This window comes from Rathayibacter sp. AY1B5 (assembly GCF_002932795.1).
In the GTDB taxonomy this organism is placed as follows: domain Bacteria; phylum Actinomycetota; class Actinomycetes; order Actinomycetales; family Microbacteriaceae; genus Rathayibacter.
In genome coordinates, this window is record NZ_PSWM01000039.1 from 1 (window position 1) to 21360 (window position 21360).

A 21360-nucleotide genomic window follows, 5' to 3' on the forward strand; every position below is an offset into this window, starting at 1 on the left:
GGGGATGGCTCAGGGGCTCGGGCGCGGGGGGACGTCTCGGGAGTCGGCGCAGGGTCGCAGACACACCGACACACCGACGCCCCGGTTCCGTTCGGCCCGGGGCGTCGGTGCGGGGGAACGGTCAGACGACGCGCGGGTCGGACTCCTGGGTGTCGTCCTCGGGGATGTGGACGTCCTGGACGGTCACGTTGATCTCGGCGACCTCCATGCCGGCGATGTGCTGGATCGCGTCGGCGACGGCGGAGCGCACGTCCTCGGCGACCTTCTGCAGCGGCGCGGGGTACTCGGCGACGATGGTCACGTCGGCCGCGACCTGGCGCTCGCCGACCTCGACCTTGACGCCCTGGCCGCGGTCGTCGTTGCCGATCGCGCTGCGGAGGGCGCCGATCGCCCGGGCCGCTCCGCCGCCGAGGGCGTGGACGCCCGGGACCTCGCGCGCGGCGATGCCGGCGACCTTGGCGATGACGCCGTCCTCGATCACGGTGCGTCCGGATCCGGTGCTGGTCTGACGGGTGGTGGACGCGGTGGTCTCGGCCATGGTCTCCTCTTTCGCTCGGGGCCCGATCGCTCGATCAGGCGGGGTACGCAGGTAGGACGCTCCGTCGACGCCGAACGTCACGGTCGGATCCGGCCCGCCCAGGCAACTGCCAGAGAGCCGCGCGGCTCCGGGCGGGTCCTCTCAGGAACGAAGTCCTCGCGCGGCGATTCGCCCTCGGCTCGGCGCTGTGGTGGCATGGAGCCGTGACCGACGCGACCGCCCCGCAGGCGCCCCTCCCCGATCGGACGGCCGCACGCGTGCGCCCGCGCACCCTGCTCGTCCTGGCCCTGATCGGCGCCGTCGGCGGGACCCTGTCGGGCGCGTTCGGCGTCGGCGGCGGCATCGTGATGGTGCCGATGCTGATCGCCTGGGCCGGGATGGACCAGCGCCGCGCCTCCGCCACCTCGCTGCTCGCGATCGCCCCGACCTCGGTCGCCGGGGCGTTCGGCTACGCCCTCGCCGGCCAGGTCGCCTGGGTTCCGGCGGCGGTGATCGCGGCCGCGGCGATGCTCGGGGCGGTGGCCGGATCCTGGCTGCTCGCGCGGCTGCCCCTCGGCGTGCTGCGCTGGATGTTCGTGGCGCTGCTCGTGGCCGCGGCGGTGCGGATGGCCGTGTTCGGCTCGAACGACACCGGCGACGTCGCCGAGGGCTGGGGCGTGTGGCCCGGATTCGCGGGGCTCGGCATCGGGATGGGAGTCGCCTCCGGCCTCTTCGGCATCGGCGGCGGAGCGATCGCCGTGCCGGTCCTGGTCGGCGCCTTCGGGCTCGCGGACCTCCTGGCCAAGGGCACCTCGCTCGCCGCGATGATCCCCACGGCGGTCACCGGCTCGATCGCGAACGCCCGGCGCGGCCTGCTCGACGTGCGGGCGGGCCTGGTCGTCGGGCTCACCGCCACGGCGTTCTCCTTCGCCGGAGTGGCGCTCTCCTTCCTTTTGCCGGCGCGCGTGTCCGGGATCCTCTTCGCGGTCCTCCTCCTGCTCGCCGCGGCGCAGCTCGCCCTCCGCGGGCGGCGCCGCTGACCCCTGCACGACGCGGACCCCCGCCGTCAACGCCCTGTCCGATCCGTCGCAGACGCTCGTAGCGTCGTCGCGATCGGGCGCGTGCCCGAAGGGGCAGGAGCACGATGGACGAGCAGCAGCACCGGCAGCAGCGGCGAGGGGGCGGAGCGAGCCTGCACCGGGACGTCGCGCCCGGTGTGCACCGGCTCGAGCACGCCTGGACGAACCTCTACCTGATCGAGGAGGCCGGCCGGCTGACCGTCGTCGACGCCGGGCTCCCGAGGACGTGGCCGCACCTGATCCGCGCGCTGGAGGTGCTCGGCCGCTCGCTCCGCGAGATCGACGCCCTCGTGCTGACCCACGCGCACTTCGACCACCTCGGCGTCGCCCGCGGCCTCGTCCGGCAGGGCGTCCCCGTGCACCTGCACGCGGCCGACGAGCCGCTCGCCGCGCAGCCCTACTCCTACCGCCGTCAGCGCACGCCGTTCGTGTACCCGCTGCTGCACCCCTCCGCGATCCCGGTGCTCGGCGCGATGGCCCGTGCGGGCGCGCTCGCGGTGCCGCCCGTGCACGGGACGCTGCCGCTGACCGCCGGGGCGGTGCTCGACGTGCCCGGGTCGCCCCGCGTGCCGGCGACTCCGGGGCACACCGACGGGCACGTCTCGCTGCACCTGCCCGAGCGCGACGCGGTGATCGGCGGAGACGCGCTGGTCACGCTCGACCCCTACTCCGCGCGCACCGGCCCGCACCTGGTCGCGCGCGCCGCCACCGCCGACACGGCCCAGTCCCTCGACTCGCTGCGGGTGCTCGCCGGGACCGGGGCGCGGACCCTCCTGCCTGGCCACGGCGCGCCCTGGCGGCTGGGCGTCGCGGCGGCGGCCGAGCTCGCGGCGCGGACGCCGATCGCCTAGGGCGCGCCGCCGCAGGCCGCTCGGACGCCGGTGGCCTGCCTCCCCGGCAGACCCGGCTGCGCAGTCGTGGCACCATCGGAGGTGATGTCGATCCCCGGTCCCGCATGAGCGCGGTCAGCTACCAGGCCGCGTCGATCCCCCTCCGCCTGGCCAGCGCCGGCATGGTCGTCGCCCTCCCCGTCCTCGCCGTCGAGCGTCTCGGCGACGTCGCGCTCGGCGGCGCCCTGACCGGCGCGGCGCTCTTCCCCGCTGTGATCGCCGCGCCGCTCGTCGGCACGGTGCTCGACCGGGTCCGCCGCCCCCGCCGGCTCCTGGTCGGCGCCGCGCTCACGACCGCCGTCGCCTTCGCGGTCGCCGCCTTCCTCGGCGAGGTGCCGACTCCGCTCATCGTGGTGCTGCTGCTCCTCGCGGGGCTCGCGACGCCCGTCTACATGGGCGGCATGTCGAGCTTCGTCACCAGCGCCATCCCGGAGCCGCGCCGCGCCTACGCGCAGGACTCGCTCTCGTACACGGTCGCCTCGATCAGCGGGCCCGCGATCGTGGGCCTCGCGGTCGGAGTCGGGGGAGCGCGGACCGCGATGCTCGCCATGGCGGTCCTCGCCCTCATCGGCGTCGTCGGATCGCTCGGCCTGGCGATGGAGGCGCGTCCGGCGCCGACGGTCGGCGTGCTGCGGACGATCGTCGCGGGCGTCACCCACCTCGTGCGGCACCGTCCGATCGCGGTGGTCACCTCGGCGGGCACGCTCAGCCAGGTCGCGGGCGGAGCGGCGGGGGTCGCGGCGATCAGCCTCTCGGTGGAGAGGCTGGGCAGCACCGACGCCGCCGCGTGGATCCTGACCGCCTTCGCCGTGGGCGGCCTGCTCGGCGCCCTCGCGGTGGCGGCCCGCCGCTGGACCCGCCGTCCGCCGGCGTGGACCATGGGTGCCGCCTACATCGCGACCGGCGCCGTCCTCCTGGTCGCCGTCCCCGACCTGGGGATCGTCGTGGCTATCGCCGCCTTCGCGGTCGCGGGCGTCTTCACGGCCCCCTCGAACGCCGCGATGCTGCTCCTGCGCGACCAGGAGAGCCCCGCCGCCGTCCGCTCGCAGGTGTTCACGATCGGCGCGGGGCTGCGCTCCGCCGCCGCGGCCATCGGCGCCGTGCTGGCGGGAGCGGCGTCCGGCCTCGGAGCCTCGTGGCTCGTCGCGGGGATCGCCGTGGTCTGGATCGGCTCGGGCCTGCTGCTGCGCCTGTTCCCCGCGCGCGACCGGGGCTGACCCGGCCGCGCGCGGGGACGCCGATCAGGCCGCGACGCCCGCCAGCGTGCCCGTGCTCGGCCCGTTCGGGTCGGTGATCATGCAGTTGATCGTCCGGTCGCCCGTGCCCCAGCTCTCGGCGGTCGGGTAGTAGTAGCTGAAGTCGTACGCCGAGTCCTGGTAGCCGATCCCGGTGAACGACTCGAACGCCGTGACGCAGTCGGTCTCGGCCTGCTCCGTCGCGACGGACTCGCCCGGGTACTCGTCGGCGTCGGCCATCGTCAGGTTCTGGAACACCTCGTAGACGTGCGGCTCGGTGCAGGGCACGGTCGGCACGTCGGTGACCTCGGTCGCCTCCTCGCTGAGCTCGCCGTTCAGGCAGTCGCCCACGCGCAGCTGGAAGACGTCGGTCGTCCCACCCTCCGTGATCTCCCCGGTCTCGTCGTCGCGGGTCTCGCCTCCCATCAGGCCGTTCAGGCCCGAGCAGCCGGTCAGGCCGAGGGCGAGGGCTGCGCCGGCGGCCAGGACGAGGGCGGTTCTGCGGCGGTTCATGGCGACTCCCGGGATCAGCGGCACGGAGGTGTTCCTGTGACGACTCCCAGGCTAGGGGTGCAGGGCATCCGTCCCGAGGGGGATGCACTCGACCCGGATCTCCACTTTCCGGAGTAGCGGACGTTCGGCCCGGTCCGGTCGAATGGGGTCATGGCTCAGAAGACGATCGCAGACCAGCTCATCGCCCAGCTCATCGACGCCGGCGTCTCCCGCATCTACGGGATCGTCGGCGACTCGCTGAATCCGATCGTCGACGCGGTGCGCCGCAGCGGCGGCTCCGAGAAGGGAGGCATCGACTGGATCCACGTGCGCAACGAGGAGGCGGCCGCCTTCGCCGCCGGCGCGGAGGCGCAGCTCACCGGGCGCCTCGCCGTCTGCGCCGGCAGCTGCGGCCCCGGCAACCTGCACCTCATCAACGGCCTCTACGACGCGCACCGCTCCTCCGCCCCGGTGCTCGCCATCGCGAGCCACATCCCCAGCAACGAGATCGGCTCGTCCTACTTCCAGGAGACGCACCCCGACCGGCTCTTCGTCGAGTGCTCGAACTACCGCGAGCTGATCTCGACCGCCGCCCAGGCCCCGCGCGTCGTGAACGCCGCGATGCGCAGTGCGGTGGCCCTCCGCGGAGTCGCCGTGGTCACCCTCCCCGGCGACATCGCCGAGCTGGAGGCGGTGGACGGCTTCCCCGCGTTCGTGCTGCCGTCGACGCCCGTCCTGGTCCCGGCCGAGGCCGACGTCCGCGCCCTCGCTGCTGCGATCGACCAGGCGCGGACCGTCGCGATCTTCGCGGGCGCCGGAGTGCAGAACGCGCACGACGAGGTCGTCGCCTTCGCCGAGCTGGTGGGGGCACCCGTCGGGCACAGCCTGCGCGGCAAGGAGTGGATCCAGTACGACAACCCCTACGACGTCGGCATGACGGGCCTCCTCGGCTACGGAGCGGCGCACGCCGGCATGCACGACGCCGACCTGCTCCTCCTCCTCGGCACCGACTTCCCCTACGAGCAGTTCCTCCCCGACGCCTCGAAGGTGGTCATCGCGCAGGTCGACAGCGACGCCTCGAAGCTCGGGCGCCGCGTCAGCGTCGCGCACCCCGTCCACGGCGATGTGGCGGCGACCCTCACCGCACTGACCCCGCTCGTGCAGCGGAAGGACCACCGCTTCCTCGACAAGACGCTGAAGAAGCACGAGAAGCTGGTCACCGGAGTCGTCGGGAAGTACACCGAGGTCGGCACGCGCAGTCCGATCCACCCCGAGCTCGTCGCCTCCACGCTCGACGGCCTGCTCTCCGAGGACGCGATCGTCACCGCCGACACCGGCATGGGCAACGTCTGGCAGGCCCGCTACATCACGCCCAACGGGAAGCGGCGCCTGCTCGGCTCCTACATGCACGGATCGATGGCGAACGCGCTCCCGCAGGCGGTCGGCGCGCAGCTCTCGCACCCGGGACGCCAGGTCGTGTCGCTGAGCGGCGACGGCGGGCTCTCGATGCTGATGGGCGAGCTGGTCACGGTCGCCGCCTACCGGCTGCCCGTGACGATCGTCGTGTTCAACAACTCCACGCTCGGGCTGGTGAAGGTCGAGATGCTGGTCGACGGCTTCCCGGACTTCGCCGTCGACGTGCCGATGGTCGACTACGCGAAGGTGGCGGAGGCGATCGGCATCCGCGGGATCCGCGTCGAGGACCCGCGCGACGTGGAGGAGGCCCTCCGCTCGGCGCTCGCCGACGGCGGCCCGGTCCTCGTCGACGTGGTGACGGATCCGCTCGCCCTCTCGCTGCCGCCCACGATCACGGGCGCGCAGGTCAAGGGCTTCGCGCTGGCGGTGTCGAAGATCGTGATGAACGGAGGAGCGGGCGAGGCCGTCGCGCTGGCCCGCACCAACATCAAGCACGCCCTCCGATGATCGACGCGCGGGCGCTCGCGAGCGGCACCTGGTTCGTCCGGGGCTCCTCGCTGCCGCTCTGGCGCTCGCGGTCGGGGGTGGCGATCACGTACGCGCCGCTCCCGACCGGCGAGATCGGCGACGTCGTCAGCTGGCGCGGCCGCACCCGCTCGCACTACGTGGTGGGGATCGACACCCCCGACCCGCGCGATCCGTCCGGCTTCCGCTGGCGCGGCGTCGAGCCGCTGACCCTCCTCGCCCGCAGCCGCTGGTCGTTCGCCGCCGCCGACGAGGAGGCGGGCTGGGCGCTCACCCGCTTCGCCCGGACGCCCTTCACGCCCGCCGGCGTCGACGTGTACGTCCGCGAGCCGCACCCGGCCCGCGGCGTCCTCGCGGCGGCGCTCGCCGCCTGCGCCGCCGACCCGCGCACGTCCGCGCTGCGCCCGAGCCTCTTCGAGGTCGCGCCCTGAGCGCTGAGCGCGCACCCTCCCGCGATGCGTCACGAACGGTCGCCACTCCGGCGTGATGACGATCGTTCGTGACGCGTCGGCGGTCGTCGATGCGGAGCCCGTTCCGCGAGGGCGCGGCGCAGGCGCTCGACGGAGCGCTCGGGGTGCGGGACGAACTCGGCGCCGACGATGCGGACGACGCGGACGCCGATCGAGGCGAGGTCGTCGTAGCGGCCGAGGTCGCGCGCGAAGCGCCTGTTGCTGCTGCGGTGCTCGTCGCCCTCGTATTCCCACGCGACCCGCTCCGCGGGGTACCAGCCGTCGGGCCGCCCGACGAAGACCCCGTCGGCGTCGAACAGCGGCTCCTGCAGCACCGGCTCCGGGAGCCCCGCCCGGAGCGACGCGAGCCGGAACCGCGACTCCTGCCGCGACTCCGCCCCGTCGCGCACCAGAGCGAGCGCCGCGCGGAGCCGCACAGAGCCTCGCCCGCGGAAGGCCGACACGCGCTCCCGCAGGTCGGGCAGCGGCACCCAGGGCCGTCGGTCGGCCGGATCGCCGACGACCGGCGTGCGCACCAGCGCGTCGCCCACCGCGACGAGGTCGTCCGGCTCGAGGAGCGCGGAGAGGTGGCAGAAGAGCGAGGCCGGATCGGTCAGGGGAAGTCCGCGGCGCAGGACCCGGCGGACGTCGCGATCGGCGAGGGAGTGGCCGACGACGTTCCGGTGCCGGGGAGCGCGTCCCGGCCGGCGGACGCTGACGTGCATCGGCTCGTCCGCAGCGGCGGGAGGGAGATCGAGCGGCCAGAGCCGCGCCGCCGTCAGATGGCTCAGGAGCGCTTCCGGACCGACCAGCGCGAGGAGCGCCTCCGCGCGCAGGTGCAGGCCCGGGTCGGGGTCGGCGGTGCGGACCCCGTGGAAGGGGCGGTGGAGGTCGGAGCTGCGGAGCCGTCCGCGGCTCAGACCCTTCGCGCGGGCCTCAGCGACGGTGAAGGCGCGGCGGTGGAGTCCGATCGGGAGCGGCGAGGGATCGTGCATCCGGCCACTGTCCCGCCTCCCGACACTCGTGAACCGGTTCTCCACAGGTCGGATCCCGCGCCCTCCCCGCTCGACCGCATCCCTGCGTCACGAACGGTCGTCACCCTGTCTGGATGACGACCGTTCGCGACGCATCGGCGGGCCGGGGCGGGCACACCGGGCAAGTCACTCGCCGAGCGTGATCGCCTGCGCCTCGACGAGCTCGGGCTCGGGCTCGTGGGCGTCGGCGCGGGCCAGGGTGCGGCGTCCGAGCAGCACGATCAGCGCGGCGACGGCGACGGCTCCGGCCGCGGCGTACATCGGGAAGGCCGGCGAGATCGCGGCGGCCAGGGCGGAGGCGGCGGGCGGGGCGATCGCGCCGCCGAGGAAGCGGACGCCGGAGTAGGCGGACGAGGCGACGGAGCGGGGAAGGTCGGTCGCCTCCATCACGCACTCGGTGAGCACCGTGTTGACGACTCCGAGCAGCAGGCCGCCGACGATGATGCAGACGATCAGGCCGACGCGGGACGAGATCATGAGGCCGCCGGCGATCAGGTCGAGCGCGAGCAGCACCAGCACCGAGCGCAGCACCACGGTGCGCGGGAGGCGCCGGGTGAGCAGCGGGGCGACGAACACGGAGGTGATCGCCACGCCCAGGCCCCAGCCGAAGAACGTGAAGCCGAGGCCCATCTCGTCCAGCCCCAGCGGGTAGGGCGTGTAGGCGAGCAGCACGAAGAAGCCGATGTTGTAGAACAGGGCGGCGCCCGCCAGGGTGCGGATGGCCGGGACCTTGAGGGCCGCGAACGGCGCCGAGAGCGGAGTCGGGGCGGGCTTCGGGCCGTCCTCGCGCAGGAGTGTCGCGATGGCGATGAAGCCGACGGCCATCAGCACGGCGGTCCCGAAGAAGGGACCGCGCCACGAGACGCTGCCGAGGAGCCCGCCGAGCAGCGGGCCGATGGCGATGCCGATGCCCAGCGCGGCCTCGTAGAGCACGATCGCCGCGGAGGAGCCTCCGCTCGCCGCGCCGACGATGGTCGACAGCGCGGTCGAGATGAACAGCGCGTTGCCGAAGCCCCAGCCCGCGCGGAAGCCGATGACGCCCTCGACGCTGCCCGCCGTGCCGGCGAGCGCGGCGAACACCACGATCAGCACCAGGCCGATCATCAGGGTCTTCTTGGCGCCGATGCGGCTGGAGAGCCAGCTGGTGAAGAACATCACGACGCCGGTGATGACGAGGTAGCTCGTGAAGAGCAGGGAGGTCTCGGTCGGAGTCGCCTGCAGGCTCTCGGCGATGGCCGGGAGGATCGGGTCGACCAGGCCGATCCCCATGAAGGCGATCACCGCGGCGAAGGCGACGGCCCAGACGGCCAGCGGCTGCTTCAGGATCGAGCCCTGGGCGGGCGAGTGGGGGGAGGTGGTCACGGCGTGGAGCCTTTCTCGGGGGAGGAGGGGACGGGGGTGCCGGCGATCCGGGCGACGCGGGCCTCGACGAGGGCCGCGGCGCGCTCGAGGGCGAGGCGGTCGTCCTCGTCGAGGTCCTCGAACAGCGGGGCCAGGGCGGCCTCGAGGCGGAGCCGGTGCTCGGCGAGGGCGTCGACGCCGGCGGCAGTGGCCTCGATCAGCCAGGCGCGGCCGTCGCCGGCGTCGTGGACGCGGCGGATCCAGCCGGCCTCGTCGAGGCGGGCGATGATGCCGGTCATCGTCGGCTGGGTGACGCGGACCCGCGCGGCGAGCTCGCCGAGGCGGGAGGGGGAGGCGGTGCGCAGCTCGGCGAGCGTCGACCAGACGGCTCCGGACTGCGCGCCGAGCCCGGTCGCGCCGCTCGCCCGGCCGGCGAACCGCGTGAGGGCGGTGGCGGCGGAGGCGAGGCGCACGGGGGCACTGGAATCGGGCACGGGGAACAATATAGCACGCCTATGTAGTTGAGTGGAGGGGCCTCCGAGTCGGCCCTCCGTCGGGCGCACGCACTGACGTTCTCCTCCGCTTCTGTGACAGGATCGTCCGTATCCGCGCGTCCACTCCCGCGATCACCGACGGAAAGAGAAGTCATGTCCCCCAGCGAGCACGACGTCGTCGTGATCGGAGCCGGCGCCACCGGACTCACCGCGGCGCTCCGGCTGCGGCAGCACGGACTCGACGTCGTCGTCGTCGAGGCGCGCGAGCGCGTGGGCGGCCGGCTCGAGACCCGGGTGGTCGACGGGCAGCTCCTCGAGCTCGGCGGCCAGTGGGTCTCGCCGGACCAGACCGCGCTCCTCGAGACGCTCGACGAGCTCGGTCTCGGCACCTACTCCCGCTACCGCGAGGGCGAGAGCGTCTACATCGGCGCCGACGGCTCCGCCCGCCGCTTCACCGGCGACATCTTCCCCGGGAGCGAGCGCACCGAGTCCGAGATCTCCCGCCTGATCGAGGTGCTCGACCGCCTCGTCGCCGAGACGGACCCGGCAGCGCCGTGGACGCATCCACTCGCCCGCGACTACGACCGCATCACCTTCGCCGCCTGGCTGGAGCAGCAGAGCGACGACGAGGAGGCGCGGGCGAACATCGCCCTCTTCCTCGCCGACGCCATGCTCACCAAGCCCGCGCACGCCTTCTCCCTCCTCCAGGCGCTCCTGATGGCCGCGAGCGCGGGGAGCTTCAGCAACCTGGTCGACGCCGACTTCATCCTCGACAAGCGCGTGATCGGCGGCCTCCAGCAGGTCCCGGAGCGGCTCGCCGAGCGCCTCGGCGCCGAGCGCGTCCTGCTCGGGCACCCGGTCCGCTCCGTCCACTACGGCGACGACGGGGTCGAGGTGCGCGCCGACGGCGTCGTCCTCCGCGCCCGCCGCGCGATCGTCGCGGTCCCGCCGAACCTCGTCGGCCGCATCTCGTTCGACCCTCCGCTCCCGCGCCTGCGGCAGCAGGCCCTGCAGCACCAGTCGCTCGGCCTCGTGATCAAGGTGCACGCCACCTACGCCGCGCCCTTCTGGCGGGCCGACGGCCTCTCCGGCACCGCGTTCAGCCCGCACTCGCTCGTGCACGAGGCCTACGACAACTCGAACCACGGGGAGGAGCGCGGCACCCTGGTCGGCTTCGTCTCGGACGAGAAGGCCGACCGCGTGCTCGCGCTCGACGAGGCGGAGCGGAAGGCCGCGATCCTCGATTCGCTCGCCGCCTACTTCGGGCCCGCTGCGCTCGATCCGGTCGTCTACTACGAGAGCGACTGGGCGTCCGAGGAGTGGACGCAGGGCGCGTACGCCGCGAGCTTCGACCTGGGCGGGCTGACCCGGTACGGCGCGCTGCAGCTGGAGCCGGTGGGTCCGCTCCGCTTCGGCACGAGCGACCTCGCCGCCGAGGGCTACCAGCACGTCGACGGCGCCATCCGCGTCGGCAGGCGCCTGGCACAGGAGATCATCGACGAGGACGGCGCGACCGCACCGGCCCCCCAGCGCGAAGGAGCACAGCCCGCATGAGCACCCACTACGCCGTGATCGACCCGGCCACGGGGGAGACCCTCCGCGAGTACCCGACCCTCGGTGACGCCGAGCTGACCGCGGCGATCGGCTCGGCGCAGGACGCGTACTCCTCCTGGTCGCGGACCGTGCCCGTCGCGACCCGCGCGGCGCTGATCGCCCGCGTGGCCGACCTGCACGTCGAGCGCGCCGACGAGCTCGCGGCGATCATCGTCCGCGAGATGGGCAAGCCGCTCGACCAGGCGCAGGGCGAGGTCGGCTTCGCCGCCGACATCTACCGCTACTACGCCGAGAACGGCGAGGCCTTCCTGGCCGACGAGCCGATCGAGCTCGCCGCGGGCACCGGCTTCGCGCTGATCCGCCGCGCCGGGCTGGGCGTGCTGCTGGGCATCATGCCGTGGAACTTCCCCTACTACCAGGTGGCCCGCTTCGCCGGCCCGAACGTGGTCGCGGGCAACACGATCCTGCTCAAGCACGCGCCGCAGTGCCCGGAGTCGGCCGCCGCCATCGCCGACGTGTTCCGCACCGCGGCCGAGGAGCTGGGCGCCCCCGCCGGCGTCTACGTCAACCTCTACGCCACGAACGAGCAGGCCGCGACCGTCATCGCCGATCCCCGGGTCCAGGGCGTCTCCGTCACCGGCTCCGAGCGGGCCGGCGCGGCCGTCGCGGAGCTCGCGGGCCGCCACCTCAAGAAGGTCGTGCTCGAGCTCGGCGGGTCCGACCCGTTCGTGCTCCTGTCGACCGACGATCTCGACAAGGCCGTCGAGGACGCGGTCGCCGCGCGCCTGGACAACAACGGCCAGTCCTGCAACGCCGCCAAGCGCTTCATCGTGATCGACGAGCTGTACGACGCGTTCGCCGAGAAGTTCACGGAGGCGTTCACCCGCGCCCAGCCGGCCGACCCGTTCGCGGAGGGCACCCTCCTCGGCCCGCTCTCCTCCGCCGCCGCGACCGAGCGCCTCGAGGCGCAGCTGGCCGCCGCGCGCGAGCAGGGGGCCGTCGTCCGCGCCAGCGGCGAGGTGACCGGCAACTTCTTCCCGCCCGCCGTGCTCGAGGGGGTCACCCCCGAGATGGACGCCTACCGCGAGGAGTTCTTCGGTCCCGTCGCCGCGCTCTACCGCGTCCGCGACGAGGACGAGGCGATCGCCCTCGCGAACGACACCCCCTACGGCCTCGGCTCCTACCTCTACACGACCGACCAGGAGCAGGCACTGCGCCTGGCGGACCGGATCGACGCGGGGATGGTGTGGGTCAACCTCGTCCTCGGCGATGCTGCCGAGCTGCCCTTCGGCGGCGTGAAGCGCTCGGGCACCGGCCGCGAGATGGGCCGCCCCGCCCTCGAGGAGTTCGTGAACAAGAAGCTCATCCGCATCGCGTAGTACGGCGGAGTGCCGGTCCTGCCGGCGCTCCGCCGTGCCCCGCTCACTTCTTCGTCAGCGACGACTCCTTGTGCGCGGCCTTCGCGTCGGTCTTGTCGCTTTGCACGATCCAGTAGGGCTCGTCCTCCGAGGCGTTGAACTTCTGCCCCTCGAACTGGAACTCCTTCGTCTTCTTCTCGACCAGCTCGCCGTGGGTCTCGCCCTGCGAGGTGTTCCAGCTGATCTTGTCGCCCTTCTTCACGAGGCGGCTCCTCTCTCTCGGTCGCGCCGGAGCGCGGTGGTCCCCTCGCGCGGGAGCGCGATGGTGGTGGTGACGTCGACGATCGCCGGAGCGGCGGGCGCCGACGAGAAGCCGAACCGCACGGGCGGCGAGAGCGGGCGCAGCGGGCCGAGGTCCTCCTCCGCCAGCACGGCGTGGACGCCCTCGACGCGGCGGATCGCCCGAACGCCGTAGTACTCGCGGCGTCCGTGCCCGGCCGACCCGGCCGTGCTGACACCGCGCACGAGGAGGGAGGCGACCGGCGAGATCGCGGTCAGCCACGCCGGGTGCTCGGCGAGCGGCCGCGGCACGATCCGCAGCAGCCGGCCGAGCGGAGTGAGACCGCCGAGCTCCAGGCGCACCGCGAGCGGTCCGGCCGAGACGGACAGGCCGCCCGCGATCCTCCGCCACGACACCGGCGCGATCCGCACCTCGTCGAACGCGTACGTCGATCCGATGAAGTCCGCGACCTCCCGGGTCGGTGCGATCAGGAGGCGGTGGCCGTCGCCGTCCTCGATCATCGCGTCGGCGAACGGTCCGAAGGGGGTGTCCTCCCAGAGGCCCAGCACGATCCTCGTCCCCGAGGCCGTGCCGAACCCCGCGATGCGCCCGCCGAAGCGGAGGAGCCGCGGGGTCCGGCCGGTCATCAGGAGGCCGAGCGCAGGAGCGTGAACGAGCCGTCGCGGACGATCAGAGTGGTGACCTCGCCCTCGACGACCTGCTCGGGGTCGCTCGAGGCGGCCAGCGTCCACTCGGCGCCGGGCGCCTCGGGGACGGTGAACTCGACGCCGTTCTCCGCCGCGTTCAGCAGCAGGGCGAAGCTCGCGCTGCCCTCGTGCTCGAACACGAACGTGATCGAGCGGGCGTCGGGGTTGTCCCAGTCCTCGTCGGCGAAGCCCTGCGCGTCGGAGCGGAGGATGTCGACCGTGTCGGGGCCGCCGTCGCCGGGAGCGCGGCGGAACCACTTGGGGCGCAGCGCCGGCTCCGCGGCGCGGAGGGCGATCAGCTCGCGGGTGAAGGCGAGCAGCTCGCGGTCCGCGTTCTCCCAGTCGAACCACGAGATCTCGTCGTCCTGGCAGTAGGCGTTGTTGTTGCCGCCCTGGGTGCGGGCGATCTCGTCGCCACCCAGGATCATCGGCACGCCGGCCGAGAGCAGCAGCGTCGCGAGGAAGTTGCGGCGCATGCGGCCGCGGCGCTCGTTCACCGCCTCGCTCTCCGTCGGGCCCTCGGCGCCGTTGTTGGAGGAGCGGTTGTCGCTCTCGCCGTCGTTGTTGTCCTCGCCGTTCGCCGCGTTGTGCTTGCGCGAGTAGGCGGTGAGGTCGGCGAGGGTGAAGCCGTCGTGCGCGGTGACGAAGTTGATGCTGGAGACCGGCGAGCGGCGGTCGGCCTCGTACACGTCGGGGGAGCCGAGGACGCGCTGCGCGGTCGTGCCGAGCACCGAGTCGGCGCCGTTCCAGAAGTCGCGCACGTCGTCGCGGAACTTCCCGTTCCACTCCGACCAGTCCGCGGGGAAGCCGCCGACCTGGTAGCCGGCGGTGTCCCACGGCTCGGCGATCATCTTGACGGGCGCGAGCACCGGGTCCTGCGCGATCAGGTCGAGGAAGGCGCTGTGCACCTCGGCTTCGCCGGTCTGGCGCGTGAGGGTGGTGGCGAGGTCGAAGCGGAAGCCGTCGATGTGCATCTCGGTCACCCAGTAGCGCAGCGAGTCCATGATCAGGCCCAGCGCGGCGGGGTGCGCGACGTTGAGGCTGTTGCCGGTGCCGGTGGTGTCGAAGTAGTTCGCGCGGTCCTCCTCCACCAGGCGGTAGTAGGAGCCGTTGTCGATGCCCTTGAACGAGAGGGTCGGGCCCTTGTCGTTGCCCTCGGCGGTGTGGTTGTAGACCACGTCGAGGATGACCTCGAGGCCGGCCTCGTGGAACGCCTTGACCATGGCCTTGAACTCGTCGACCTGCGAGCCGTCGTCGCCGGCGTGCGAGTACTCGTTGTGCGGCGCGAAGAAGCCGAGGGAGTTGTAGCCCCAGTAGTTGCGCAAGCCCTTCTCCTCGAGGTGCGAGTCCTGCACGAACTGGTGGACGGGGAGCAACTCGACCGAGGTCACGCCCAGGTCGGTGAAGTGCTTGATCGCGGCGGGGTGCGCGAGGCCGCGGTAGGTGCCGCGGATGTCCTCGGGCAAGTCGGGGTGCAGCTTCGTGAAGCCCTTCACGTGCACCTCGTAGACGACGGTCTCCTCGAGCGGGATGCGCGGCGCGGTGTCGCCGCTCCAGTCGAAGGAGTCGGGGTCGGTGACCACGCAGCGCGGGACCGCGTGAGCGGAGTCGGCGTCGTTGCGGGAGTCGGCGTCCTCGTAGAACTGGCCGAAGACGTCCTCGGACCAGGTGTAGGAGCCCTCGATCGCGGTGGCGTGCGGGTCGAGGAGGAGCTTGGCGGCGTTGTGGCGGAGGCCGTTGGCGGGGTCCCAGGGGCCGTCGACGCGGAGGCCGTAGCGGGTGCCGATGCCCATCTCGGGGACGAGGCCGTGGAAGACGTGGCCGGTCCGCTCGGCGAGGGCGACGCGGGTCTCTGCTCCGGACTCGTCGAAGAGGCAGACCTCGACGCTGTCCGCGGTCTCGGAGTAGACGGCGACGTTGGCGCCGGCGTCGCCGCGGAGGGAGACGCCGAGGGGATACGGGAAGGAACGGGGGGATGCGGGCATGCGTCCATCCTGACCGGGCGCCTCCGGGAGCTTCGCGCCCTTGTCGCCGCGCCCGCCTCCCGCTAATCTTCCAGGCCCTCCCTTCGACACGGCGCCCTCCGCGGGCATATAGTCAGCTGGCTTACTAAATCGTCGGAGGAGAGCGTCGTGCGCAACCGCAAGTGGATCGGGCTGGTCGTCATCAGCCTCGGAGTGGCGACGATCATCGTCGACTCGACCATCGTCAACGTCGCCATCCCGTCGATCGTCGCCGATCTCGGGATCACCTCGACCCAGGTGCAGTGGGTGCAGGAGTCGTACACGCTCGTGTTCGCCGCGCTCCTGCTGGTCTTCGGGACCCTCGCCGACCGCTGGGGTCGGCGCCGGATGCTGATCGTCGGCGTCTCGCTCTTCGCGCTCTCCTCCGTCGCGGCCGCGCTCGCTCCGACCGGCGACCTGCTGATCCTCTCCCGGGTCGTGCAGGGCGTCGGAGGAGCGATGGTGCTGCCGACGACCCTCTCGCTGATCAACGCCACCTTCCGCGGTCGCGAGCGCGCCATCGCCTTCGCCGTCTGGGGCTCGACCATCGGCGGCATGACCGCGGTCGGCCCGCTGCTCGGCGGCTGGCTCACCACCGACTTCTCCTGGCGCTGGGCGTTCGGCATCAACATCCCGCTGGGCGTGATCATCGTGGTCGGAGCGCTGCTGTTCGTCGACGAGTCGCGGCAGCCCGACGGGCGGCGGGTCGACCTCGTCGGCGCCGCGCTCTCGATCATCGCCTCCGCCTCCCTGGTGTTCGCGCTGATCGAGGGGCGCACGCTCGGCTGGTGGGGAGTCGACGAACGGCTGAGCATCGGCGGCTGGAGCTGGCCGCTGGGCCTCTCGCCGGTCCCGATCGCGTTCGCCGTCGCGGTGCTCGCCGGGGTCGCCTTCGTCCTCTGGGCGCGGGCCCGCGAGCGCGCCGGGCGCTCGGCGATGCTCGCGATCGGGCTCTTCCGCCTCGCCTCGTTCCGCAACGGCAACCTCGCCGCGATGATCGTCTCGCTCGGCGAGTTCGGGATCATCCTGGCGCTGCCGATCTGGCTCCAGAGCGTCCTCGGCTACACGGCCGTGCAGACCGGCCTGGTGCTCCTCGCGCTCGCGCTCGGCTCCTTCGTCGCCTCGGGCTTCGCCGGCGCCTTCGGCAACCGGGTCGCGCCGGTGCTCATCGTGCGGGTGGGCCTCGCGGCCGAGATCGTCGGAGTCGCGGGCATCGGCCTGGTCGTCTCCGACTCCACTCCGTGGTGGGCTCTCGTGCCGTTCCTCGCCGTCTACGGCTTCGGCGTCGGTCTCGCGACGGCGCAGCTGACCGGGGTCGTGCTCCGGGACGTGCCCGTCGAGCTCAGCGGGCAGGGCTCGGGCACGCAGTCGACCGCCCGGCAGATCGGCTCGGCCCTCGGCATCGCCGTGCTCGGGACGATCCTCTACACCTCGACCGCGGGAGTCCTGACGACCTCGCTCGAGCAGCAGGGCCTCCCCGCGGAGCAGGTGGCGAGCACCGTCGACGCGGTGGTCGACTCCTCCGGCGCCGCGATCGCGGGTCTGGCCGCCTCGCCGGCCACCGCCGACGCGGCCCGGGCGGCGGGGGAGGCGTTCTCGGACGGCACCCGCTACGCGGCCTTCGCCGCCGCCGGGTTCCTCGCCGTCGGCTTCCTGGCCACGCTCTCGCTCGGCCGCCCCGCCGAGGAGGAGTCGGCCGAGGTCAGCTCAGCGGAGCCGAGTCGTCAGCGGTGAAGACGATCTTGCCGATCGTGCGGTCGGCGCCCGTCGCACGGCGCGACAGGACGTCGACGACGTCGCCCAGCGGATGCACGGCACCCGGCCGGGGCCGCAGCTCGCCGGAGGCGGCCAGCGAGACCGCGCGCCCGATCCGCTCCGCCGTCGCCACCACGATCAGGTTGCGCACCCGCGGGCGGTCCCGGCGGACGAGGCCCGACGCCTGCGAGACCAGCGCCGGACCGCTCGGCACCAGCGTCGCGATGCGCCCGCCGTCGGCCAGGAGGATCGCCGCGTCGTCGACCGGCAGGTGGCCGGAGACGTCGACGACCACGTCGAAGCGGCCGCCCAGCACGCCCAGATCGAGCGCGCGGTAGTCGTGCGGCTCCGCGCCGAGCGAGCGGAGGAGGTCGGCGGAGGCGGCCGAGCCGGTCGCCGCGACCGTGCAGCCCGCGCGCACCAGCAGCTGGATCGTCGGGTCGCCGATGGCTCCCGAGCCGCCGCTGACGAGGACGCGCTCGCCGGCGCGCACGCGCAGAGCGTCGACCAGACCCACCGCGGTGCCGCCCGACATCGCGAGTGTGACGGCCTCGACGAAGCCGAGGGAGTCGGGGAGCGGGACGAGCGACCGGCCGCGCGCGAGGGACGCGTCGGCGAAGGCGTCGCCGTCGCGGGTCATCCCCACCACGCGGTCGCCGATCGCGACCGAGTGCGACCCGGGCCCGAGCGCCTCGACGGTGCCGGCGATATCGAGCCCGAACCCGTAGGGGCGGGAGCGGCCGACGGCCATGATCCGCGCGGAGCCGGACAGGATCTTCTCGTCGGTCGCGTTGATGCTCGCCGCGCGCGTGCGCACCAGGACCTCGCCGCGACCCGGCATCGGCACCGGCGCCTCCCGCCACGAGAGCAGATCGGGCCCGCCGAACCTGTCGTACCCGAGTCGTCGCATGTCGCTCCCGTCGTCCGTGCCAGCCCCCCGAGCCTAGGGCGTGGCCGCTGGGCGGAGACGTCGCGGGCGCCCGGCGGAACCCCCTCCGGCGCTCGCGGGCCCGGTGCTACCGTGGCGGCCATGAGCGCAGACGACAGCCCCGAGTTCGCAGGCTTCGAGGCCACCCCCTCCACCGACGCGGAAAAGGCCGACGACGTCCGCCCCGCCGACGCCGAGGTCGAGGAGAACACGACGGCCGACGAGAGCCGCGACCCGGACCACGGCTACGACCCGATGAGCGAGAGCGGCTCCGAGAACGCCCCCGAGGACGAGGTCGGCCCCCGCGAGGACGAGGAGGGCCTGCTGCCTCCCGGCAGCACCGCCGAGGGAGCCGGCACCGCGCTCGGCGCCGACACCGTCGAGGGCGGCGAGCCCCTGGGCGAGAACGCCAGCGCCGGCACCCCCGGCCAGCTCGCCGACGAGCGCTGGCGCACCAACGGCATCAACCCGCTGGGGTGAGTCTTCTTCCGCGGCGGTCCCCGCCCGCCGCGGCGCGGTCGGCTCCTGCGGATGGCCGGGCGGATGGAGCGTCCTGCGTCCGGCTACGACGGAACGCTGACACGCGTTCCGCCGGTTCGCCTCGCGGATGTCCGCGGCGGTCCCTGCCCGCCGCGGCGCGGTCGGCTCCTGCGGATGGCCGGGCGGGTGGAGCGTTCTGCGTCCGGCTACGACGGAACGCTGACACGCGTTCCGCCGGTTCGCCTCGCGGACCCGCGGCGGCGGTCGCCCGTTCGCGCGGGCCTTCGACTCCTTCGGCCGCCACCACGGTCGACGGCCCCGCGAGGCGAACCGTCGAAACGCGTTGCAGCGTTTCGGCGTAGCCGGAGGCGACACGCTCCACCTGCCCGGCCGTCTGCGAGAGCCGACCGCGCCGCGGCGGGCGGGGACCGCCGCGGGAACGAGCACAGCCGGACGCGACACGCTCCACCTGCCCGGCCGTCTTCGGAAGCCGACCGCGCCGCGGCGGGCGGGGACCGCCGCGCAAACGAACGCAGCCGCGAGGCGAACCGTCGAAACGCGTTGCAGCGTTTCGGCGTAGCCGGACGCGACACGCTCCACCTGCCCGGCCGTCTGCGAGAGCCGACCGCGCCGCGGCGGGCGGGGACCGCCGCGGCAATGAACGCAGCACACAGCTGGCGTCCCGGTTGCTCGGAGGAGGAGCAGGGGTGGGCGCCGTAGCGTTCCGGGAGCGCGGCACGCCGGTCGCGCGGACGGGGAGTCCCATGTCGTTGTTCCTGAACCGCACTCGTGAGGTCCGATGGACCGAGGACGAGAGACGGGCACTGGCCGAGGCGGTGGCGGAGGACCGGGCCGACGCCTGGCGCGGAGTGGGTGCGCTCGATCGCACCGTCGTCGTCTCGACCGAGGATCCCGGTGTCCGCGGCGGCGCGCGCTGGCCCACCGATCACCGTGCGTTCCTGCGCGTCGACCGCGGCGCCTCCGTGGTGCTCGCGACCGACGGGCTGAGCGATCCCTTCGACCGGCTCGCGCACCCCGGCACCGGTCTCGGCCTCGAGCTGTGCCTCGAGACGTCCGCCGTCCGCGGCGTCCCCACCGCTGAGCTCTGGAACCACTGGCACTTCCGCCTGCTGTACGAGGCCGCCCGACGGGCCGCCCTCCAGGGAGTGTGCTGCCGCAGCTCCCTCGACACGGCGCGGCTCGCGAACGTCTCGGCGCCGCCGGCCTGGACCGACGAGCAGGGCACCGTCGGCGTCCTCCTGGGCCTGCGCAGCCCCGGCCTGCCGGAGCGGCTCGACCTGGCGACCGGTCACGCCGACCTGGTCACCCTCACGCCGCTGCGGCCGCAGGAGCACGCCCGGGCGTCGGTCGACGCGGACGCCCGTGCCGAGATCGCCGAGCGCCTCCGAGCCCTGCCGCACGAGGAGCTCGTGCACACGGCCCGGCCGCTCGTGGTCTGAGGAGCATCGCGGCTCAGGAGCCCTCGGCGGGCTCCGGCACCACGGTCATCTCGCCGGTGTTGTTCGCGCTCGCGATGAACTGCTCGATCCACAGACGGTTCAGCGACGGGCGCTTGCTGCCGTGGAACCGGAAGTGCAGCGGTGTCGTCGGATGCACCCAGACGGAGCTGCGGCCGTAGCCGGACGACTCCGGCTCGCTCCAGGAGAGGCTGAACGACTCGTTCCGCCGCATCTTGGTGAACATCGCGACCTTGAGGTGCGCGAGGAGCCGGTCCTCGAAGTCGATCTCGAGTGATTGCGGTCCGTAGATCAGTCGTCCCATTGTCTCCGCCGTGAAGTCGTGCCGACGCGCCGGAGTCCCGGACGGCGTCGCGGGCTCCGTGAGCTCGGGAGCCGCCACGGAGAGGATACCGATCCTGCGGCCCGGAGGGGTGACCCGGCTCTCGCCTCCGCCGGCCGACGGCGGGAACTCCCGGGAAACGACGGACGCCCCGCCGACCGGATCCGGGGATCCTGGTCGACGGGGCGTCGGAAGTCGGAGATTACTCGCCGACGCCGCGGATGTTCGCGGCCTGCGGGCCCTTGCGGCCCTGCTCGACGTCGTACTCGACGTGCTGGTTCTCGACGAGCTCGCGGTAGCCCTGCTTCGCGATGGCGGAGAAGTGCGCGAACACGTCGGCGCCTCCGTCATCGGGAGCGATGAAGCCGAAGCCCTTTTCGGAGTTGAACCACTTAACGGTGCCAGTAGGCATTTCTTTTCCTTATGTGTTAATGACGCCGACCGGGGCCGGCGTCGTCAGAGTCCGCACGAGTGTGCGGTACCCGCTCGACTCGGCCTCCGCGGGTGAAACACGCGTCTGCCGGAGTCGTCCGGGTCGTCTAGGGGCTGAGCTCGCGCCTCCGGGGGAGGGCGGCTCTGCGGGGGAGAACGTCCCGCGCACCGGGCGAGCCGGTGGAGCGGGGGTCGAACGAGGAACGGCGCGGCTTCCGCGGCGTCCTGTGAAGGGCGGTACCCGCTGCGAGGCGGGCGTTCGAACCGGACGACCGAGGACGATGCTCTCGGTCGGTGCGGTCTCTATCAGGGGCTGAGTCTCTTCGTCGTCGTGCGACTTCTCAGCCGTGGAATTCGGGCGATCGCCCAGGAGATGACTCGACTCTACGGGATCACGGCACCCGAGCGCGACCGCCCGCGTCACACTGAGCGCCGATCCTCCTGCGCAGGACGGCCGGAAGGCCCGCTGGAGCGGGTCGCGTCCGGCTGTGCTCGTTCCCGCGGCGGGCGGGGACCGCCGCGGCGCGGTCGGCTCCTGCGGATGGCCGGGCGGATGGAGCGTCCTGCGTCCGGCTACGACGGAACGCTGAC

21 protein-coding genes are annotated in these 21360 nt (G+C 73.3%); 10 read left to right on the forward strand and 11 right to left on the reverse strand.

Annotated features, from left to right (window positions below; all coding sequences use genetic code 11):
• Positions 1-121: 121 nt before the first annotated feature.
• Complete coding sequence (locus tag C5D44_RS16840) at positions 122-538, reverse strand: Asp23/Gls24 family envelope stress response protein (protein ID WP_104276308.1); 417 nt, start codon at positions 536-538, stop codon at positions 122-124.
• 203 nt (positions 539-741) lie between these two features.
• Here C5D44_RS16840 and C5D44_RS16845 point away from each other — a divergent pair, with 203 nt between their 5' ends.
• The 3 genes from C5D44_RS16845 (at position 742) to C5D44_RS16855 (ending at position 3703) form a co-directional block, all read left to right on the forward strand.
• Positions 742-1557 carry a sulfite exporter TauE/SafE family protein gene (locus tag C5D44_RS16845; RefSeq protein ID WP_104276307.1) on the forward strand — a complete coding sequence of 272 codons (816 nt, stop codon included), beginning with the start codon at positions 742-744 and terminating at the stop codon, positions 1555-1557.
• A gap of 104 nt (positions 1558-1661) precedes the next feature.
• Positions 1662-2447, forward strand: coding sequence for an MBL fold metallo-hydrolase (locus C5D44_RS16850; protein ID WP_104282323.1), 786 nt, complete (start codon positions 1662-1664; stop codon positions 2445-2447).
• Between the two features lie 104 nt (positions 2448-2551).
• Positions 2552-3703 carry an MFS transporter gene (locus tag C5D44_RS16855; protein WP_104282324.1) on the forward strand — a complete coding sequence of 384 codons (1152 nt, stop codon included), beginning with the start codon at positions 2552-2554 and terminating at the stop codon, positions 3701-3703.
• A 24-nt stretch (positions 3704-3727) separates the two neighbouring features.
• Here C5D44_RS16855 and C5D44_RS16860 read toward each other — a convergent pair whose 3' ends face one another.
• The gene (locus C5D44_RS16860) at positions 3728-4234 is read right to left on the reverse strand and encodes a septum formation family protein (RefSeq protein ID WP_146082575.1); all 507 of its coding nucleotides are present in this window, start codon (positions 4232-4234) and stop codon (positions 3728-3730) included.
• Between the two features lie 150 nt (positions 4235-4384).
• Between C5D44_RS16860 and C5D44_RS16865 the strand changes: the two genes are divergently transcribed.
• The gene (locus tag C5D44_RS16865) at positions 4385-6136 is read left to right on the forward strand and encodes a pyruvate dehydrogenase (RefSeq protein WP_104276303.1); all 1752 of its coding nucleotides are present in this window, start codon (positions 4385-4387) and stop codon (positions 6134-6136) included.
• The gene (locus C5D44_RS16870; protein WP_104282325.1) at positions 6133-6585 is read left to right on the forward strand and encodes a hypothetical protein; all 453 of its coding nucleotides are present in this window, start codon (positions 6133-6135) and stop codon (positions 6583-6585) included. Before C5D44_RS16865 ends, C5D44_RS16870 begins: the two co-directional genes overlap by 4 nt.
• Before the next feature lie 29 nt (positions 6586-6614).
• Here the strand turns inward: C5D44_RS16870 and C5D44_RS16875 are convergent, their stop codons facing one another.
• From C5D44_RS16875 to C5D44_RS16885, 3 genes are all read right to left on the reverse strand, one after another.
• Complete coding sequence (locus C5D44_RS16875) at positions 6615-7598, reverse strand: hypothetical protein (RefSeq protein WP_104282326.1); 984 nt, start codon at positions 7596-7598, stop codon at positions 6615-6617.
• A gap of 165 nt (positions 7599-7763) precedes the next feature.
• Positions 7764-8999, reverse strand: coding sequence for an MFS transporter (locus C5D44_RS16880; protein ID WP_104282327.1), 1236 nt, complete (start codon positions 8997-8999; stop codon positions 7764-7766).
• Complete coding sequence (locus tag C5D44_RS16885) at positions 8996-9472, reverse strand: MarR family winged helix-turn-helix transcriptional regulator (protein WP_181110321.1); 477 nt, start codon at positions 9470-9472, stop codon at positions 8996-8998. Before C5D44_RS16885 ends, C5D44_RS16880 begins: the two co-directional genes overlap by 4 nt.
• Positions 9473-9625: 153 nt before the next feature.
• Between C5D44_RS16885 and C5D44_RS16890 the strand changes: the two genes are divergently transcribed.
• Both C5D44_RS16890 and C5D44_RS16895 read left to right on the forward strand, forming a co-directional pair.
• Positions 9626-11026, forward strand: a complete 1401-nt coding sequence (locus C5D44_RS16890) for an NAD(P)/FAD-dependent oxidoreductase (protein WP_104282328.1) — start codon at positions 9626-9628, stop codon at positions 11024-11026.
• Complete coding sequence (locus C5D44_RS16895; RefSeq protein WP_104282329.1) at positions 11023-12405, forward strand: NAD-dependent succinate-semialdehyde dehydrogenase; 1383 nt, start codon at positions 11023-11025, stop codon at positions 12403-12405. The genes C5D44_RS16890 and C5D44_RS16895 overlap by 4 nt, the downstream gene beginning before the upstream one ends.
• Before the next feature lie 43 nt (positions 12406-12448).
• On the opposite strand, the gene C5D44_RS16900 is transcribed toward C5D44_RS16895, so the two are convergent.
• The 3 genes from C5D44_RS16900 to glgX are packed head-to-tail and all read right to left on the reverse strand — an operon-like array spanning position 12449 to position 15356.
• Entirely contained in the window at positions 12449-12646 is a 198-nt protein-coding gene (locus tag C5D44_RS16900; RefSeq protein ID WP_104276296.1) for a DUF2945 domain-containing protein, read from the reverse strand.
• Entirely contained in the window at positions 12643-13311 is a 669-nt protein-coding gene (locus C5D44_RS16905) for a hypothetical protein (protein ID WP_104282330.1), read from the reverse strand. The genes C5D44_RS16900 and C5D44_RS16905 overlap by 4 nt, the downstream gene beginning before the upstream one ends.
• A complete protein-coding gene (gene glgX, locus C5D44_RS16910) occupies positions 13311-15356 on the reverse strand; it encodes a glycogen debranching protein GlgX (RefSeq protein WP_104282331.1) in 2046 nt (681 codons plus the stop codon). Before glgX ends, C5D44_RS16905 begins: the two co-directional genes overlap by 1 nt.
• A gap of 147 nt (positions 15357-15503) precedes the next feature.
• Here glgX and C5D44_RS16915 point away from each other — a divergent pair, with 147 nt between their 5' ends.
• Positions 15504-17108 (forward strand): DHA2 family efflux MFS transporter permease subunit, encoded by a 1605-nt coding sequence (locus C5D44_RS16915; RefSeq protein WP_104282332.1) that lies wholly within the window; start codon positions 15504-15506, stop codon positions 17106-17108.
• Here C5D44_RS16915 and C5D44_RS16920 read toward each other — a convergent pair.
• Entirely contained in the window at positions 17077-18039 is a 963-nt protein-coding gene (locus tag C5D44_RS16920) for an NADP-dependent oxidoreductase (protein ID WP_104276292.1), read from the reverse strand. The genes C5D44_RS16915 and C5D44_RS16920 overlap by 32 nt on opposite strands.
• Positions 18040-18159: 120 nt before the next feature.
• On the opposite strand from C5D44_RS16920, the gene C5D44_RS16925 reads away from it, so the two are divergent.
• Positions 18160-18537: a hypothetical protein gene (locus C5D44_RS16925; protein WP_146088087.1), complete on the forward strand. Its 378-nt coding sequence runs from the start codon at positions 18160-18162 to the stop codon at positions 18535-18537.
• 764 nt (positions 18538-19301) lie between these two features.
• A complete protein-coding gene (locus tag C5D44_RS16930; RefSeq protein ID WP_146088088.1) occupies positions 19302-19997 on the forward strand; it encodes a hypothetical protein in 696 nt (231 codons plus the stop codon).
• A gap of 13 nt (positions 19998-20010) precedes the next feature.
• Here C5D44_RS16930 and C5D44_RS16935 read toward each other — a convergent pair whose 3' ends face one another.
• Both C5D44_RS16935 and C5D44_RS16940 read right to left on the reverse strand, forming a co-directional pair.
• A complete protein-coding gene (locus tag C5D44_RS16935) occupies positions 20011-20397 on the reverse strand; it encodes a hypothetical protein (RefSeq protein ID WP_258059373.1) in 387 nt (128 codons plus the stop codon).
• A 142-nt stretch (positions 20398-20539) separates the two neighbouring features.
• Entirely contained in the window at positions 20540-20749 is a 210-nt protein-coding gene (locus C5D44_RS16940; protein WP_055786246.1) for a cold-shock protein, read from the reverse strand.
• Positions 20750-21360 lie beyond the last annotated feature (611 nt).